Annotated in this window: 17 protein-coding genes; 3 read left to right on the forward strand and 14 right to left on the reverse strand. The window is 36.4% G+C overall.

What is annotated here, in order from left to right; genetic code table 11:
• Window positions 1-211: 211 nt before the first annotated feature.
• The 3 genes from ACOWPH_RS29285 to holA all read right to left on the reverse strand — a co-directional run bounded on the left by ACOWPH_RS29285 (window position 212) and on the right by holA (window position 3,256).
• Window positions 212-1,030: a hypothetical protein gene (locus ACOWPH_RS29285; RefSeq protein ID WP_015364318.1), complete on the reverse strand. Its 819-nt coding sequence runs from the start codon at window positions 1,028-1,030 to the stop codon at window positions 212-214.
• Window positions 1,031-1,150: 120 nt separating this feature from the next.
• A complete protein-coding gene (locus ACOWPH_RS29290; RefSeq protein WP_015364319.1) occupies window positions 1,151-2,173 on the reverse strand; it encodes a hypothetical protein in 1,023 nt (340 codons plus the stop codon).
• A 117-nt stretch (window positions 2,174-2,290) separates the two neighbouring features.
• Entirely contained in the window at window positions 2,291-3,256 is a 966-nt protein-coding gene (gene holA / locus ACOWPH_RS29295; protein ID WP_015364320.1) for a DNA polymerase III subunit delta, read from the reverse strand.
• Between the two features lie 300 nt (window positions 3,257-3,556).
• On the opposite strand from holA, the gene ACOWPH_RS29300 reads away from it, so the two are divergent.
• From ACOWPH_RS29300 to ACOWPH_RS29310, 3 genes are read left to right on the forward strand one after another with little or no spacing between them, the layout of a single operon-like run.
• Window positions 3,557-4,471, forward strand: coding sequence for a hypothetical protein (locus tag ACOWPH_RS29300; protein WP_015364321.1), 915 nt, complete (start codon window positions 3,557-3,559; stop codon window positions 4,469-4,471).
• A gap of 12 nt (window positions 4,472-4,483) precedes the next feature.
• Window positions 4,484-4,960, forward strand: a complete 477-nt coding sequence (locus ACOWPH_RS29305; RefSeq protein ID WP_015364322.1) for a hypothetical protein — start codon at window positions 4,484-4,486, stop codon at window positions 4,958-4,960.
• Between the two features lie 3 nt (window positions 4,961-4,963).
• Window positions 4,964-6,982: a hypothetical protein gene (locus ACOWPH_RS29310; RefSeq protein ID WP_015364323.1), complete on the forward strand. Its 2,019-nt coding sequence runs from the start codon at window positions 4,964-4,966 to the stop codon at window positions 6,980-6,982.
• A gap of 210 nt (window positions 6,983-7,192) precedes the next feature.
• Here the strand turns inward: ACOWPH_RS29310 and ACOWPH_RS29315 are convergent, their stop codons facing one another.
• From ACOWPH_RS29315 to ACOWPH_RS29365, 11 genes are all read right to left on the reverse strand, one after another.
• Window positions 7,193-8,998, reverse strand: a complete 1,806-nt coding sequence (locus ACOWPH_RS29315; protein ID WP_015364324.1) for a 3'-5' exonuclease — start codon at window positions 8,996-8,998, stop codon at window positions 7,193-7,195.
• A 12-nt stretch (window positions 8,999-9,010) separates the two neighbouring features.
• Window positions 9,011-9,349, reverse strand: a complete 339-nt coding sequence (locus tag ACOWPH_RS29320) for a hypothetical protein (RefSeq protein ID WP_015364325.1) — start codon at window positions 9,347-9,349, stop codon at window positions 9,011-9,013.
• Window positions 9,350-9,624: 275 nt separating this feature from the next.
• On the reverse strand, window positions 9,625-10,938 hold the full coding sequence (locus tag ACOWPH_RS29325; protein WP_015364326.1) for a DNA polymerase III subunit gamma/tau: 1,314 nt from the start codon (window positions 10,936-10,938) through the stop codon (window positions 9,625-9,627).
• Window positions 10,939-11,170: 232 nt separating this feature from the next.
• A complete protein-coding gene (gene dnaN, locus ACOWPH_RS29330; protein WP_015364327.1) occupies window positions 11,171-12,601 on the reverse strand; it encodes a DNA polymerase III subunit beta in 1,431 nt (476 codons plus the stop codon).
• A 186-nt stretch (window positions 12,602-12,787) separates the two neighbouring features.
• Window positions 12,788-13,093, reverse strand: coding sequence for a hypothetical protein (locus ACOWPH_RS29335; RefSeq protein WP_042466369.1), 306 nt, complete (start codon window positions 13,091-13,093; stop codon window positions 12,788-12,790).
• A gap of 260 nt (window positions 13,094-13,353) precedes the next feature.
• Window positions 13,354-13,632 carry a hypothetical protein gene (locus tag ACOWPH_RS29340; protein WP_422665753.1) on the reverse strand — a complete coding sequence of 93 codons (279 nt, stop codon included), beginning with the start codon at window positions 13,630-13,632 and terminating at the stop codon, window positions 13,354-13,356.
• A 158-nt stretch (window positions 13,633-13,790) separates the two neighbouring features.
• Entirely contained in the window at window positions 13,791-14,684 is an 894-nt protein-coding gene (locus ACOWPH_RS29345; RefSeq protein WP_015364330.1) for a ThiF family adenylyltransferase, read from the reverse strand.
• 199 nt (window positions 14,685-14,883) lie between these two features.
• Entirely contained in the window at window positions 14,884-15,495 is a 612-nt protein-coding gene (locus ACOWPH_RS29350) for a Mov34/MPN/PAD-1 family protein (RefSeq protein ID WP_015364331.1), read from the reverse strand.
• A complete protein-coding gene (locus tag ACOWPH_RS29355; protein WP_015364332.1) occupies window positions 15,492-16,199 on the reverse strand; it encodes a prokaryotic E2 ligase family D protein in 708 nt (235 codons plus the stop codon). The genes ACOWPH_RS29350 and ACOWPH_RS29355 overlap by 4 nt, the downstream gene beginning before the upstream one ends.
• A complete protein-coding gene (locus ACOWPH_RS29360) occupies window positions 16,178-16,924 on the reverse strand; it encodes a hypothetical protein (RefSeq protein ID WP_015364333.1) in 747 nt (248 codons plus the stop codon). Before ACOWPH_RS29360 ends, ACOWPH_RS29355 begins: the two co-directional genes overlap by 22 nt.
• Window positions 16,924-17,358, reverse strand: coding sequence for a hypothetical protein (locus ACOWPH_RS29365; RefSeq protein WP_015364334.1), 435 nt, complete (start codon window positions 17,356-17,358; stop codon window positions 16,924-16,926). Before ACOWPH_RS29365 ends, ACOWPH_RS29360 begins: the two co-directional genes overlap by 1 nt.

The raw sequence follows: 17,358 nt of genomic DNA on the forward strand, positions 1-17,358 counted from the left end.
GTAATCAATGTTTTTCACGGTATTAGCGCGATAGCGCATTCTCGGTTATGCAACCAAATGAATGATTTGCTACAGGCTGATTTGAGGCTTTATGGGATACAAGCCCAGTATCAAACCTGATTGCGCCTAGCGCACTATTACCTACGGTATTGAGCGCAAAACCTACAAAAAAATAACCCCAAATCTGCTAGAGATTTGAGGGTGATGACTATTACAAAATTTGTTCTTTGGTTGCTAAACCATGCAGTTTGGTTACTAATTTCTCTTCTTTCATGCGAGAAAAACCAGGGATTTTGTGCAATTTGGCTAACTCCCTTAGTCTTTTTAAAGTTAGGGTTTGTAAATCTTCCAAACTTGCTAATTCTGGAGAATCGGGAATATTTGTTATTTCTGAGGAAGAGTGATCAGGTGTAGGAGAATCAGTTGAATCGGTGATTAGTTCTGCTGTGTCGCAGGGAATAATATCATTGCTGTCACTGCTATGATCAATATCTTCACTCATCACAGTTACAGTATCGCTACTAGCTTCACTAGGAGTATCATCTGGTGAGGAAGTAGATTCAGGTGATGTTGGTAAAGCGATCACTTCAACTAACGAATTATCCTCAATTTCTTCGTTTACGGTAGGTACTGTATTAGCACCATCTTCACTAGGAGTATCATCTGTTAGTGAAGTAGATTCAGATGATGTTTGAGCGATCGCCTTAACTACTGAGTTATCCTCAATATCTTCGTTTACGGTAGGCGTTGTATTACTACCTGTTTCACTAACAGCATCATCTGGTGACGGAGTGCTTTCAGAGGGTGAAGTATTACTGCTGAGGTTAGGAGTTTCTGTTTCCCCACTGGTGTAACTGAGAATTTGCTCAATACTGGCTACAGTGGGTTCTTTCAAAACAGTGATTCTGTGGAAATTTCCCACTTTTCTAACAGAGATTCTTGCTCCAGCCGTGCGGAGTTTTGTTGTCAAGTCGTTGAGCAGGAGAAATGCTACATCCAATTGACGGTAATTATTGATAATGGCACTCATGGTTTTTTGTTTGATTTAGTTCACCACAAGAGCGCATAGCGCAATCCTTGTATCCAAAAATGTTGTTTGGTATCTTTGATGATGTTTAGACAGACTGCGTTGAAAATGTAGTTTTTGGTGTTAGTCAGGAAATAGTAAAACTTCCCATACCAATCGAGGAGAGGCCATTTTTAACAGAGAGTTTTTGGCATCTTCCAATTTCAACAGCCAATTATGATCACTGAGAAATTCCTTCCAGCAATATTGCAGGTAATCTATCAGCCATAGTTGTTGATGAAAATCTAATTGCATTTCAATATCTTTGGCAATACTTAACGCTGTTAACACATTGCTAGGTGGTTGAATTAGTTGTTGCAAAATTGATTGTGGGATAGATTGGAGTTGATCATGGTAAGCGATTGCGCCGAGCGCAGTGCCGCAGGCAATCGCTATCCCTGGAGAACCACCCGCAAACTGTATAACATTTGGGTGATTGAGAATTTCAGAACGTCCCACATTTTCTAAAACTGTGGTCATTTGGGCGTTGTTTAGTCGCTGGAAAGGAATCAGTTGACAACGGCTGGTAATTGTAGCAAGTAACCTTTGGGGTTGGGATGAAATGAGGATAATAGTGCCGGATATTGGCTCTTCCAAAGTTTTCAGGAGTGCATTAGCAGCAGTGGGTGGCATTCTTTCAGCATTTTCTACCACGACAATTTTGTAAGGTGCAATTAGAGGGGAGGTAGCCAGAAATTGGGTGATTTCTCGAATCTGCTCAATTCTAATTTGGGATGGAGATTTTCGCAGTACCCCAGAAGCTGCTATTTCACTTTCACTTAACAACTGTTTTTGGTGTAAGTATGTTGGTTCAACCCATAAAATATCAGGACAGTTAGCTAGGTTTTGGATGTTGAAAATTTCAGCGATAAAGCATTTCGCCGCTAAAGATTTTCCTACTCCGTCTGCTCCAGTAAACAAATACGCAGGGACAATTCGGTTGTGTGCGATCGCACCTTTGAGTAAAGATACTGCTAAATTTTGACCAATGATTTTTGATAACTGCCAGTTTTCTGCAATTGGCTGTGTAGATTCGGAATCTATACTTTGAGAAGGTTCAGAAACAGAAAGGTCTGTTGTGAGATGAAGTAGATCAAGTTGTTTCATTTTTTGAATTTTGGAAATTATTGATTAGACATCTCCAGAAATTTAATGTCCCTCCAACAGTCGGAGCATTTTAGGTTAAATTTCCGAGGTATTTATTGCATTTGAAAGAAGTAGTATTTACGAGCAAAGTTTGATAATTTGAGTTTGCAAGGCGAGTTTTTCATCTACACCTGACTTCAGCATTAGTTCTAGTTCCAATAGTATTTTCAAACTATATTTCAGCTTGTTTACACAACAATTAGCAACCTCTTGGCGTATGTAATACAAGCGTTTGGGATTTTTCACGTCTGCAAGTTGGGCTATTGTATTGTCGTCTTGACATCCAGTGATGATCATCTGTTTGACTGTTAGCCAAGTGCGAAAGGTAGTAGTCAGGGTAGCGGTAATCTTTAAAGCTGGTTCGTTACAGTTAATTAAGCGATCGCCAAATTCTAATGCTTGAGCAATGTTACCCAAGCGAATGGCGTTGGCTAGTTGTAGGCTATTAGCTACACTTTCTGATACTAATTCTTTCACCATATCTTCATTGACTGTTTTACCCAAAGCATAGGTTTTGAGCTTTTCTAGTTCAGTGAATATCAGTCGTGTATTATTGCCTGTGTAATCAATCAATACTGTGTAGGCATCGGTGGTGAGTGTTATACTTACTTCGTCAGCTAAAGTACGAGCTTGCTGTATTAATGCTTGGGTTTGCCATTGGGGAATGAGAGGAAATTCCTGTACCTGTGCGTATTCAAGTAGGAGTTTGACTGATTTATTTCTCGCGTCAGGTTTGTGAGTGTTGGTGATAAGGAGGGTATTTGTTGAGGGAATTTTGGGGAGAATGGACTCCAACTGCAACAAAATTTCTTTTGAACAAACTCCCAGTAATGTGCTGTTGGGCAAATGTACTAATCTTCCTCCACTCCCAACTGGTGGTGTCATGATATCCGATAATGCTTGAGGAATGGTTTCTTTAGATTCTGGGGGGTATTCTGTATAGTTAAAGTTTGCCCATTGTTGATCTAGAGTGTGGGTTTTTAGTTGTTTGATGGTGCGACTTAGGAAGAATTCGTTTTCACCAAAGTACAAGTATGTTGGCATAGTAGTACGACAAATGTATTGTCGTACATGAGCGTAAGCTCTAAATCTACTATAATTTTGTCTGTCTGGAAAAGCAGATAGTCAACGAAATGGCACTAAGTAGAATTAGGTTTAGGGGCTTGCAAATTGGTTGCACTCTCAAAAATCCTTACTGAATAAGGGTTTATCTTATAACAAAAAATCTGCTGCTTATTTTTTCTGAATTTATATTTACACCAAGTTATTTCAGTTACCTAAAAGTGTTAAGCTACACTTGAGAACTCTAGTAAAATCGACGTATTAGCTATTTAAAAGGACAATATGACGTTTTCAAACATACGTTTATGGGAAGGAGAAGAATGGGAAAAATATATTCAATTATTACTAAAAAGGCACTATGGACCTGGTAATTACCAAGAAATACCAGCAAAGCACTGTGGTGATTTTGGTATTGAAGGCTATTCAACTGAGGGTCATACTTATCAGTGTTATGCTCCTTCAGAACCATGTACAACACAGCATCGTTATGAACTCCAGCGTGATAAAATCACTACTGACATTGGAAAATTTATTAGAAACAAGTCAGAATTAATAAAAGTTTTTGGAGGTACAGTTATTTCTCGATGGATTTTAGTTGTTCCTGTATCTGAAAGTGCTACCTTAGTGCAACATGCTTCTAAAAAAGCTGAAGAAGTTTTGAAAGCGGGATTACCATATGTTTCAAATAATTTTAAAATAATTGTGAGTACAGATTCATGCTTTGAAAAAGAAAAAAAAGAATTAACAAATATTGGCTTAATTGATATTCATACTCCTAGTGTAGAGATTGAACCTGAACTTCGTGAATCATGGTTAGAAACCAATAATAAATTAGTCAATAATTTAAATTATAAAGCAAAAAAGATATCTAAATTATCTGATAATGAACGTATAGAAAAATTTAAACATCTAATGATAGATAACTACTTACAAGGACAAAATCTTCTAGAGAGTTTAAATAAAAACTATCCTGATTTATATGCCACAATAGATAACTGTAAACGTTCACATGAAAGATATCTAGAAATGATGAGTTCTATAAATGACAACCCAGCAAATCAGCATCTTTCTCAAGCATTGAAAGAGTATGAATCTAATTTGCAGAAATCAATCCCTAATTTACCACCAGCGACAATTCAAAAACTTAGTTGTGAAGCAGTTTCAGATTGGTTGATGAGATGTCCTCTTAATTTTTAGGAAAAAGTAGCTATGCAATTAGAGGAACTACTAGAGTATATTGATATACCCTTTTCTTTTCACAAAAGACCTATACCATTACAGCCTCAACTAAGAGTTATTTGGGGACTATCTACTTTAGTTCTTATTTTATATATCTGCTCCCGAGGAAAGCGAAGCTCAATTAGTCGATTACACATTTTAAATTGGGCTATTAAAACTCGTGAAAATCGAGAAAGGCTAACTGAGTTATTAGAAAATAGATCATCTCCTGTAGCAACTTTTATCCAATATGAACCAGGATTTAATAAAGGGATTGAATATGCCATTGCAGAGAGATTAGTCGAACTGCAAAATAATGGGCGTGTCCATTTAATATTGAATGGTGAAAAACTTGCAAAGGAGATAATAGCTACTGAACAATGTTTAGAAGATGAAAAAACATTTTTGAGTATGAGGGGTGCTTCCGTAACGGAGCAATTAGCAAAAAATCTACTTAAATTTCCTTGATATATGGCACTTCAACTTCGTTATTTGAGTCTGCGAATTACTACCTCTGATGGTCTTTTTGGTGTTGAAATACCCTTTGAAGCAGGTCTTTTTGTCTTACATGCTGACAATACCTCTGGTAAATCAACCTGTCTACAATCAATTCTCTATGCGCTTGGCTTAGAGGGTATGCTTAGTTCTACACAAAACATTCCTTTACCTGCTGTAGTAACCGACTTCCTTGATTACGATGGACAAACTTATCATGTTTTAGAATCTGAAGTATTACTCGAAATTTCAAATGGTACAAAAGTAATAACAGTACGGAGACAGATAAAAGGCAGGCAAGACAAACATTTAATTAATGTTTGGATGGGACCAATGTTATCTCAAACAGGCACATCTTATATATCTAGTGATTATATTGTTCGACAACCTGGAGCCGCATCTAGGGAAATAGGTTTTCATCACCTCTTGGCAGAATTCATTGGCTGGAAACTTCCAAATGTACCTACTTATAATGAAAGTGAAACATTACTTTATATGGAAACTTTATTTCCTTTAATGTTTGTAGAACAAAAATATGGATGGTCAAGTCTACGTAATCGGTTTCCAACATACTTTAAAATAAAAGAATTAAATAGAAGGGCATTTGAATTTATTACGTCTTTAGATGCTGAAAAAAATGCTGCACAAAAGATATTTTTACAACAAGAAGCTAAAAATATAAATACTAATTGGTCAGTACAAATTGAAGCTATTAATAGGCTTGTAGCTTCTATTAATGGTCTTATTGATAATTTACCTACAAAACCTATATCAGATTGGCCTCCGAGTGTGCAGCCAGAGATTTTAATTTTTGATCAAGAAAAAAGGATTAACATAAAACAAGTAATTTTTGGAATAGAAGAACGTTTGCAGTATCTTAACTTACAAGAAGTCCCTAGTGTTGAACAAGTATCTAAAGCTGCCCAACAAGAATTACAAGATAAACAAGAGCAACTATTAAAAATAGAGACAGAAATCAAATTTAAATTTGAAGAAGTTGAACGTCAAATTATTCATATTGAGGCAATTGAATTAAGGATTGTTTCATTAAAAGAAGAATTACTTAAAAATAAAGATTTAAAGAAATTATTGAACCTTGGTTCTACCCAAGACCTTCAAACACATTCTGGGAAATGTCCAACTTGCTATCAATCTATTAGTGATTCCCTTATTTCTATTCAAGAAATAAACAATACAATGACGATAGAGGAAAATATTGATTTTATCGAAGAGCAATTAAAAGTATTTAATGCAATGAGCAAAAGTGAAGTAAAAACTCTTGATTTAAAAAAAAGGCAGCTAAATGGACTAAAAAGTTATGTAGCAGAAATTAGACAAGATATTAGATCCTTAAAAACTACACTAACTTCACAGAGTAATGCTCCTTCTTATGCTGTTATAGAAGAACGAGTTAGACTTGCAGAAAAAATTAGATATATCAAACTTATCCGTAGTCAAGTTGATGAAGTATTAGGTAAGTTCTCACAATTATCAGAAGAATGGCGAGAAGTTCAAACAAGGCTTGCGAGTCTTCCAAAAGAAATATTTTCTAAAGAAGACAAATCGAAAATCAGCGATTTGGAAAGATCCTTTCAGCAACAGTTACAAGAGTATGGTTTTGGCAGCTTAAATCCTATAAATATAACTATATCTCTTGAATCTTACTTTCCAGAATATGAAGGTTTTGATTTGCAATTCAATCTGTCTGCAAGCGATTATATTAGGATTATTTGGGCTTATCTTTTAGGATTGCTTGAGGTATCTAGACAACACGAAACAAATCATCTTGGATTATTAATTTTGGATGAACCACGTCAGCAAAGTGCCCGTGAGGCAAGCATTGAGGCATTTCTATATCGAGCAAGCTTGTCACAACAATATGGACAACAAGTTATTATTGCCACTAGTGAGAGTAGTACAGTTTTAACCCAGTATCTTAGGAATGTTCCACACACCTACAAACGGTTTGATGGGAAAATTATTGCTCCACTTTAAAAGAGGTAAATATAGCGAAGACACTGTTGGTGAATTTGGAAAAGACCTATGCTGGATTAGTTAATTCAGCAATGAAACGATTGAGAGCTTTAAGTGCAATTTTGTCGCCAGTGGCTTGCTTACCTAACTTCAGTTAAAGACAAAAAATTATAGCGATCGCTCCCTCAAATCCCATAGACGATCGCTCTCCTTATCAGTATAATCCCCGACTCAAAACAGACTCAACTGCTTTCCCACATCACCTTGAGGCTCAACAACCGAAAGTAACTCATCTCGTTTTTTAGCCATCAACTCCAAATAATACCCACTGGAATAGGCTTCAGAATTAGTCACTCCCAAAATTCCTTGATAAAACGTCACAACATCCCCAGTATTACCCAGAACCAAAAGAGCCTTTTCACCCTTCTTAATTTTCCGAGTAACCTGTAACTGTTCCACAGGAAAATCACCAGAACGAATAACCTTGGCTAATTCCTGGTAATATTGTTCCGCCTTAGCTTTTGACAAAAGATATCGTGTCAGGTAGTTCAAAGGAAACTCCTTTTCTAGACGAGAACGATCGCGTTTCCGCCATGAACCCTTAGTAGTAATTTTACCATCTTCATGCCAGAGAATATAATTCTTAGCTCCTCTAGAGGGAACAAACATCGCTTGAGCAAGGATTTCCAACTCAATTTTGATACCAGTAGGTAAAGCATTTTGCAGCTTTTCAAATATCAGCAGAGGTTCAGAGTGGGAGAAGAACACACCATCAGTATCACTTTCCACCTGGATACCTCCCGCTTTTTCAATCACCTCAATCATGAATCGCAGAATCCGTCTCCCATAAGCTGTAACCAGTGCAGCAGCTTCCATATCGTTAAAACCAACACCAGAAGTCCCATAAAAGCCAAACAACGAGTTGATTAACACTTTGAGAGCCGCTTCAGCTTGTTTAGCAGCTAAATCTCCAGCTTTTCCTAATTCTTTGAGTCTGAGTCGTTCCCTGGTGAGATAATCAAGAATACTTAAACCGACTCGTTGCGTATCCTTGCGCGAGCAGATCCCATATTTAAGCATAATGCTGGGATACAGACTGGAAACATCAATTTTAGCAATGTGTTTGTGTAAACCTGGTACAGAAATTACCAGTCCTCCCTCAAATTTCAACTTCAGATCAGCAGTTGGTTTGTAACCTGGATATTGTCTTTCTAAAACTCGCTGCCATTTAGTACCATTACCAGTGAGCGATAGTTGTTGTAAATTCATCCCTGGTACTATCAGCGATTCATAGTAATAGGAAGGAACTAATTTATCAGCAATTAATTTGGTATCTTCCAAGTCATAAATCAGGTATTGTTTGATTTTTTCCCATCCTTGAGAACCTGCACTTTCACTCCAACAATGTTGAATTTCTTGGGGAGTTAAAACCAACCTAGCAGATTCTCGCAATCCCATTTCTATGACTGCACTTTTTAGGGAATGTTGATATAAAGCTTTATTGACAAAATCCCATCTCAGGACACAAATATACACATCAATATGTTGGCTGTTGCTGATGAATATTTCCGAAATATTCATAGGTTTGCCAAATACCTGTGCTGTTTTGATAATTCTCGATTGCTGAGAAATAGTAAATGGATGAGATATATTATTGATTAGACATCTAGTAATGATAAATGGAAAATCAAAATCTGTACCGTTGTATGTGAGAATTACATCAGGAGAAATAGACTGAAAATAGGAAATAAATTGGCAGAGTAATTTTGATTCATTTTCATCCATAAATACAAAATACTCGCCCAATTCATTCATACAACCAATAGCGAAAATTCTATTTTTACTAGGAATCAGCCCTGAAGTTTCAATGTCAATAACCATTTGTTTCAGGGCATTGTAAGGTTTAATTGTCTGTAAAGGTTGCCAGGATTGATAAAGTGTATTATCTGTGTAGAAGATGTTTAATTTATCTTCGTCAACAGTAATTTGATTATCGCTTTTGCTGATAAAATGACGATGATTGTAATTAATGTTCATTTTTGGTGTTGGTTACTTACCAATAGTTCCTATCTTTTGCATTTTGAAAAGTGCAGAATTGATTTCTAGTAAATATTGTGATGATGGGTATTGAGATAAGAAATAGTGAAAGTCGTCTAAATGTGTAATCGTCAGTTCTTGAGGTAAGACTTTTCCTTGAACATTCAGGAGAATTTTTGGATGTTCACACCATTCACAGGTTGTTATTTTCAACAGTTGGTAAATCACAGAGTTAATGTGGAAATTGTAAGAGGATACCGGGTGATTGTTGATAAATTCACATAATTCCTCTAAAGTATTTAAACTTTGTGTACATGATTCTTCACTTTTAGATTGACAAGATATTTGCATGATTATTACTCCAATGGTAACAAATAATTTGAAGTAGATAGACTGAGCTATTACGAATTACCAATTACTCCTTTTCTTTTAGAAAATATTGATTGAACCACGAAGGCACGAAGTAAGCGAAGAAAGAAGAGAAAAGGAAGGAGACAGGTAAACTTTTAATTGATACAGCATATTTTATTCAAATGAGGTACAAACTGGAATCATCAAACTCTTGTGGTGCGGGCATCTTACCCGCTAAATGTGTACCTAATTTCTTCCAAAACTGCTGTAAATCTCTATCGAGAAGATGCTAATTGTTGTACAGTTTCCACCCAAACAGGAGCTTTCTTTCCATTGACTGGAATCAATAAATTCCAATGTTCTTGTAAAGATTCAACACTCATATTTGGTAACTGCTGTTGCGCCCAAACAATAGCATCATTAGGTGTTTTCCAATTTGTCCAAGGTGGATTTTCAGAAGTTGAAACAAATTGATTTGAATTACTAGAATTAATAGAATTAGCAGCAGGTAGTAAACCCAAAATACCAACCTCTAACCATAACTGTGGTTGAGTAGATAATTTGATTTGCACTTCACATTGTCTCAAGTGCTGCTGTCCTGCTAAGATAGTTGTAGTCTCCCAACTTTTAGTTATTTGACACAATTGTTGCCAAGTATCCTCAGTTAGCATTACCATCTCCTTACTGCTGGGAGATGTTTTAGCAATCAACATATCTCGATAAAAGCTAGTGAGATTTTGCAGAATTACTAAAGGTTCTTTACCCCATTCCAACAAATTGCGAATAATATTAATTACCGAATCGCTATCATTTTCAGCAATTCTTTCCACCATTGTTAGCAATTCATATTCAGGCACATTTCCCACCATTTCCCATACCCAATTTTGGTCAATAGTGATATTTAGTAAACTCAATTGATCCAGTAAACATTGACTATCCCGCAAACATCCAGAAGAAATTTGTGCAATCAAACGTAATGCTTCTGGAGTAATATCAATTAATTCCTCATTCACAATTTGGTTGAGGTGTTGTATCATATCCTCAACACCAATTCGTTTAAAATCGAACCTTTGACAACGAGAAATTATTGTTGCAGGAACTTTGTGAATTTCTGTGGTGCAGAGGATAAACACTACATTTTTTGGTGGTTCTTCCAAAGTTTTGAGTAAAGCTTGAAATCCTTGTGAACTGAGGCTATGCACTTCATCTAAAACAAACACCTTGTAGCGACTATTGACAGGTATAATGTGGGTGCGGTCAATAATTTGTCTGATATTTTCAACACCAGAGTTACTAGCAGCATCTATTTCTACCACATCCAGGGATAAGCCTTTAGAGATGCTAGTACATGAATTGCAAAGGCCGCAGGGTGTGGGGGTAGGAGAACTACCATGTTGACAATTGAGAGATTTGGCAAATATGCGGGCGCTGGAAGTTTTACCTGTACCTCTGGGACCAGTGAATAGATACGCCGGGGCAATTCGTTGAGATGTGATAGCATTGGTGAGAGTAGTTGCGATCGCTCTTTGACCAACAAGTTCAACGAAAGACTGGGGACGATATTTCAGGTGAAGTGGTTGATATGTCATGTTTTTCAAAAGTAGATAAGTTGAATTTCCCCAAGCTTATTTATCATTAATAAACTTGGGGTGTGAGTAATTTTTGATGTGGTTGTTAAAACAGATTTGATATAACGAACCACAGAGGCACAGAGTACACAGAGACAAGAAAGTTTAAGAGAGATTTTTGTAACTTTTGACTGACAAGTATTGAGATTTGGTTTACTAAATCTAAACCAATACAATTTTTGATTCAGTTATCCTATGCAGCAGCAACTTTCTTTTTTCTTCCTCTAGGTTTAGAAGTAGAATTTGCAGAAGTTTGAGAATTATTTTTAGTGTTTGCTGTGTTTTTCTGTGGAGAAGAATCTGTGTTCATCAGATTATTTTTCTCCTTAACAACTTCTTCCGTATTCCCACCTTCAGCAGCTATATTTATTTCCTCATTTACTTCAGTTTCAGAGGAAATATTTTCTGTAACGATAACTTCTTCATCATCTGAAGTATCTTCTTCCATAGCTGTGCTGTTATTATTAATAAGTTGAACTGGCATTACCAAAATTAATTGATTGAGAATACCATCAACAGGAGTAATAACCACAGGAGTTGTAGTTTGGTTGATATTAATCAACACCTCATTTGTAGGTAGGAATTTCAGAGCCTGTTCCATATATTTGATATTAAAACCCATGACTAATGTTTGCTGATAATCATCTTGGGTCTTAATATTTAAAGATTCTACCGCACCACCTATATCTGAAGATTCAGTAGATAAAGTTGCTTGTTGATGCTGGTAGTCACAGATAATTTTTACAATTTTATTCTTTTGGTCAGCTACAATTCCCACTCGTTTTAGAGCATGATCCAATAATTTCCTATCAACAATAACTTGATGTTGAAATTGTCGTGGAATTAAAGCTGAATATTTGGGATAATCTCCTTCTAATAATCTGGTGGTAATTTGGATATTGGGTAATGTAAATACCGCAATTCCATTGTCGATATTAATAGTACATTCGCTGTGATCTCCTACACTACCTAAAATCTTTTGTAATTCTATTAATGTAGGTTGGGGAATTGTGATTTCTACCGTATTTAAATCAGCTTCAGTTTGTGTATTTTCTGTCAATTGTTCATCTGTTTCTATCGTTCCAGAAACAACTGCTAACCGATGTCCATCTGTTGCTGCTGCTTCCCAACTACTATTAGTAAATTGAAAATGAACTCCAGCTAAAACCTGTTTATTTTCATCATGACTAGCAGCAAATAATGTTCCTTCTAATGCTTGTAACAACTTAATTGCTGGTAATGTAATATTCTTACCTTCAATTTCAGGTAAAGATGGAAATTCTTGAGGACTAACCGTTTGAATCCGACATTTACCACAGGAGTGAGTAATAATAGCCGCATTATCTACAATCTCCAAAATAATATCTTGTTTGGGAAGACTAGAAATTACTTGGGTGAATAATTTAGCAGGTAAGGCAATTTTACCTTCTAGTTCTATTCTAGATTTGCATTGAACGCGAATTCCTAAACTCAAATCAAAAGCAGTCACTAAAATTTGTTGTTCGTGCTTATCTGTAACCAACAATATATTGTTGAGAATAGGATGATGAGGTTTGTTAGGTACAGCGTAACTAACCACAGCGAGGGTATCAGATAGTTCTTTTTGAGAAATGGTAAATTTCATAATTATGGTTTCTTTGTTGTCAATGAAGTAATGAAATAAGAGGTGCTTAGTTTGTCACTAAACACCTTTATTTACCCTGTAGTGTGTATACAGGACAATTATTTTCTGGGATTCATCTTTGGCAAATTTCAATCAATCGTTAAACTCTATTAAGATAAAAAAGACTAAAGAAACGAAAACGTATGTTTATGAAGTGATTTCCATTGTGTGATATTTACCGTTATGACTTTGAGAAAGTGACATAAAATGATGAGTATTTAACTGTTCAAGTTCATTCGCAATTTGTTGTTGTCTTTGTTCAGAAAGAGACTGATCTATTTGTTGGAGAACTTTGATAGTTTCTCGTACTTGGTGAAGACAATCAGCATTAAAATTTATTGTGACTGTTTCTCCATCAGCAAAAAATGAACAGGATTGATTATTACCATTGCTGTATGAACTGACATAAGTGTCTTTGGTAATATTGGCTGTAAACGAATGGGATATTTTCATGTTTAGATAGAGATTGTACAATTTTGGGCAAGAAAGTATGATGATTCGATTGACAATAAAGGCGTTTAATGTATACATTATTTCTATCTATATACACCTCTTTACAATTAGAAAACCTATCTAAAAAAAGAGATTGCGCCTTCTGATTTAAATCATCAAATACTTGGCGCGTAGCGCATAATAAATTAGTGGTTTTTCTCTCAAAAGTTTATTATTTTAACTAATTCTGTTGATTTTTAAACTGGGTTTGTTGGTTTATATCAAGTTCGGCGATTTGAATGATTAATTCTGTTGGTACATATCCAACATTTACATTCCCAATTTTGACTTAATCGCTCTGCTTTTCTTACATAAATAGACGAATTATTGGTATTTTCAATCAGCCATCTTTTAAATTGGATTGCTTTTTCTTCATTTTCAAAACCGAAATATGTGACTTTTCTTTGTCCCAAAGGACTGGTGATAGTAGCAACTCTGGGTGAAAGGATATTGAGAGTCCATCCATTAGCACTAAGTTGTACTCTAGTAATGTTGAGCATTGGTTTTATCTCTGTGGTTAGTTGCAAAGACCTAAAATACACAAAAAAATAAGAGTTTCAAGGATTTATATCGTAAGTGTTATAAATAATCTTCTCCCTTGAATTTCTCCAAGGAAGAAGCGCGTCAGCGAAAGTGATTTAATCCTGTAGTGCTAAACTTAAATTGAACGACTTGGTGAAATTATTTCGTCATTTGTAAACTTTAAAAGAGAATCTACACAGGTATATAGTGAACGACAAGAACCTGTAGTATTATGGAAATAGGTTGCAAATTTTCTCAAACCTCCAGTTAATGTTAATGCTAACAAATACTCGGCAGCAATAACAGCTACCTGTTGATTAACAAACAAGCTTTGGCGTTTTCGTGCTTGAATTTCAGCACATGATAAAGGTGTTGAATTTAATTCTTCAGGTAATGGAGTTAGAAGTTCTGGATGTTGTCTAGAAGGACTGGGAAGATTAATGCAAAAGTTCGGTTTTTCAAGATGATCAAAAGCACCTTCTAAGGTAAATTGATTAGTAGAACCAAGCACCACTTGTCCAGAACTAGAACCAGCATGATTACCGCAATCTAACCACCAAATTTGTGGTGGAGAACCTGAGTAATTTTGGTCTAAGCAAGTGCTAATTTCAGCACGCGCAGCAGCATTATCTACGCAACCGATAATAACTGTTAACTTACGCCATCTGACTGATATAATCTTTTTAGTGAATGGTTTAGCGATGCCTTCGGCGGGCTTCGCCAACGCACTAATTTGCACTCCCAATGCTAAACTGTATCTAGCTGCTAGAACTTCTGCTTTGTATAACCCAATCTCCGACTGTTGAAAATTCTGTCGGGGGATGTTTTTAGGTTCAATGATATCTGGATCTACAACTATACAAGAAGCTGTTTTATTGCTGTTTGCTTCAATCTCTAGCATCAGTCTAGCAACGGACGGAATCAAAAAACCTCCTGTCCCACCAGCACCCACAATTATGAACTCAACGTGATTATGTGCGGGTAGCATAAGCGGGACAGAATGAGCAAAAGATAGGTCTAATTTCATCATGGTGTAATATCTATGACATTAAATCCGTTTTGTAGCGGTATCATTCCTTGAATTTCACCTCTGCGTTCTCTGCGTCTCTGTGGTTATTTACAGCAGTTTTCAACTATTTAAACCACACATTGATTCCTTTGCGCCTTTGTTACTCTGCGACTCTGCGCGAAACAAAAACTGTGGTTTATTTACCTGAAAATAGCTGTAATCATGTAGATGCTACTGAATTGGATGTTAAACAGCTTGGTAATTCAAATACCCAGTTAGCAGGTATTTGCCAAAAGTGGCTGTATGTACCCAACCGCACGCAGATATGGGGATTAGTGAAAATCTCACCCAAAACAGCAAAGATTCTGAATTTTCCAGCTTCTTCCTCGTCGTCAGTAGCAGAAAATTGTGCGCTCATACTGTGGTGACTGTGTACCTCAATCATTGCAGTCTGATATGATAAGCTGGTTGCCTCTACTGGAGTTACACTGGTAGATGTGGCAGTTTGTTCTGGGGTATGCAGATGCCATTTTCCGTCTGTAAAGCACAGGTAGAAGAGTATTTCTTGATGTCCCACATTTTGAGCTAACTGTAAGATTTGCAACGTTAACCTAGCGGAAACCAAGGGATATTGCAGGTAAAAGTAGGGTGTAAGATGGGGTAAACCGCGAATACTGCATTGGTTGATAGGAAAGCACGCAGACAGTCCTTGACGTGCAGCATGAATAAACACTCCGTTCCCAGCTACCCAGTATTCTATCATTTTGCCTGTTATTGGTGGTAAGTCGGTGCTGGTGGCAAATTGATAATTGATGAGTCCTGGTATAGTCATGAGATAATCTCTTCAATTGCAGTGGTGATGGTTTTGTTACCCCAAGGAACTAAATCCCGCGTGGGGTATCTTTTAGATTTGTTGTTGTGTAGTTGCTGTAAATGCGATAACACATTTTCAGGATATGATTTGGATTTACCCTGCACCGAATCTTGATTGAAAGCACTATCCCAAAACAATTGCCACACTTGCATGATATTTTCAGGAGAACAATTAGGAACAGAATTTTCACCGAAACAAATAGAACCGTTCTCCATCACATTTGGTAATGGTGCATAAAATAGAGGAGAATTTTGCTCGAATTTCTTAATAGCCCAAATCCAATATTGACGATTACATCCTGCAAATATTAACCCCGGCATAGGTATTTTAAAAGTTGTATTTTCTAAGGAAATGCAATAACGTTGTGGTGGATAAAACTGCACTAACCATTCTCCTTTGTGGCATCTTCCCCACCTCACTGTATTTGCTGGTAAATAACCTGAGTCAATGGGTTCAGCAGCAAAAGCTTCTCTCAATGCAGCAGGAGCAATAAATTTGTAATTTGTCGCTTCTCCTTCTTTGTAAATTAGAAGATATTGTCCTGGCAAAAATAGCAGATGTGCTAGTGTTTCTGCATGAGTAGTTTGGTTGATAATTGAATGTGAGATATCACCAATGTTGAGTTGAGGTAAAATGTTAGCTAATTCCGTGCTTTGTTCCATAGTTTGATTACCTGTTTTCTATGGTCAATAGAAGATTCAATCCATTCTGAAAACTCCGTCATTTTCTGGCAATATGTTTGGCATAATTGCCATTGTTCAGCTAAATATTTCAGCACTGCTTGTTCCCAATCAAAGGAGACATATTCTTCATGGGTGACATCTAACCAAATACATTCTGTACTGTGGTCAATGATGGATATGACATCATAAAGTAGAGATAAAGGTGGTGCTGTTTGTTGACAAAGTGATGAAAGTTTATCCCAATTGATTTTATCCACCGTTACCAATTTATGAGGAATGAACCCAAAGCAAGAATTCCAATCTTCTTGAGGATGTCCATAACCTATAAGTGATAATAGAAATTGTTCTGTGAAACTGAGTTCTTCTAAACTCATTTCCCACCAATCTGTGTTTTGGGAGTAAACCGGAATTTCTGTGTATCTTTCTGTGCATTCCCGAAAATCTTCGTGGTAATCTATGGGAAATAACCACTCATTTACCAGTTCCAAAAACTCAATTTCTAAGTCACAGTAAACACTGGAATGTGAATGTTGTCTCAAGGGAGTTTTTGAGGATGACCATTCACTGGGAAACAGTTCTTTGTAGAGACTGAGGTAATTAATTTGTTCGCTGAGTTCTTCTAAATACCAAATTCCCTCTTGCACAGTTTGGGGAATCTGGTATTTTTTCAAAGACTCAGCAGCCATTTGATATTGAGACTGCATTAGAAGCCAGAAATTGGTATTTGTGAAGGTATAGGTGGAGATTTTTTGAGAATAGTTAAACTCTTGTCTAATTCAGTTTGCCATTCTCTCCCAGTGGTAATTGCTGTTTCTAGTTCATCTTGTAATAACAGCAGATTTTCGATATTCAGATGACCTTGAATTTCTAACATTTTGATTTGCCAACTTAATAGTAAAGCTGGGTTAAATTGATGTTCGCTGGTAATTAAGGTTTGGAGGATATCACCTAAACCTTTAGTACCTGCTTTTTTGACCATGCGAATTTGGGTGATTCCCTCTTTATCCGTTCGCGTAATTTCTGCATGAGCAATTTCTGGGTAGAATGGTGTCAGGGCATTGCGGAGAGTTTCGTCAGTAGCTGCAATTTCATCAGCTATGGGTATTTCTTGACCTTCAATCATTAAAATGTAAGGCAT

Source organism: Anabaena sp. PCC 7938, assembly GCF_049315035.1.
GTDB classification, from domain to species: Bacteria; Cyanobacteriota; Cyanobacteriia; order Cyanobacteriales; family Nostocaceae; genus Anabaena; species Anabaena cylindrica.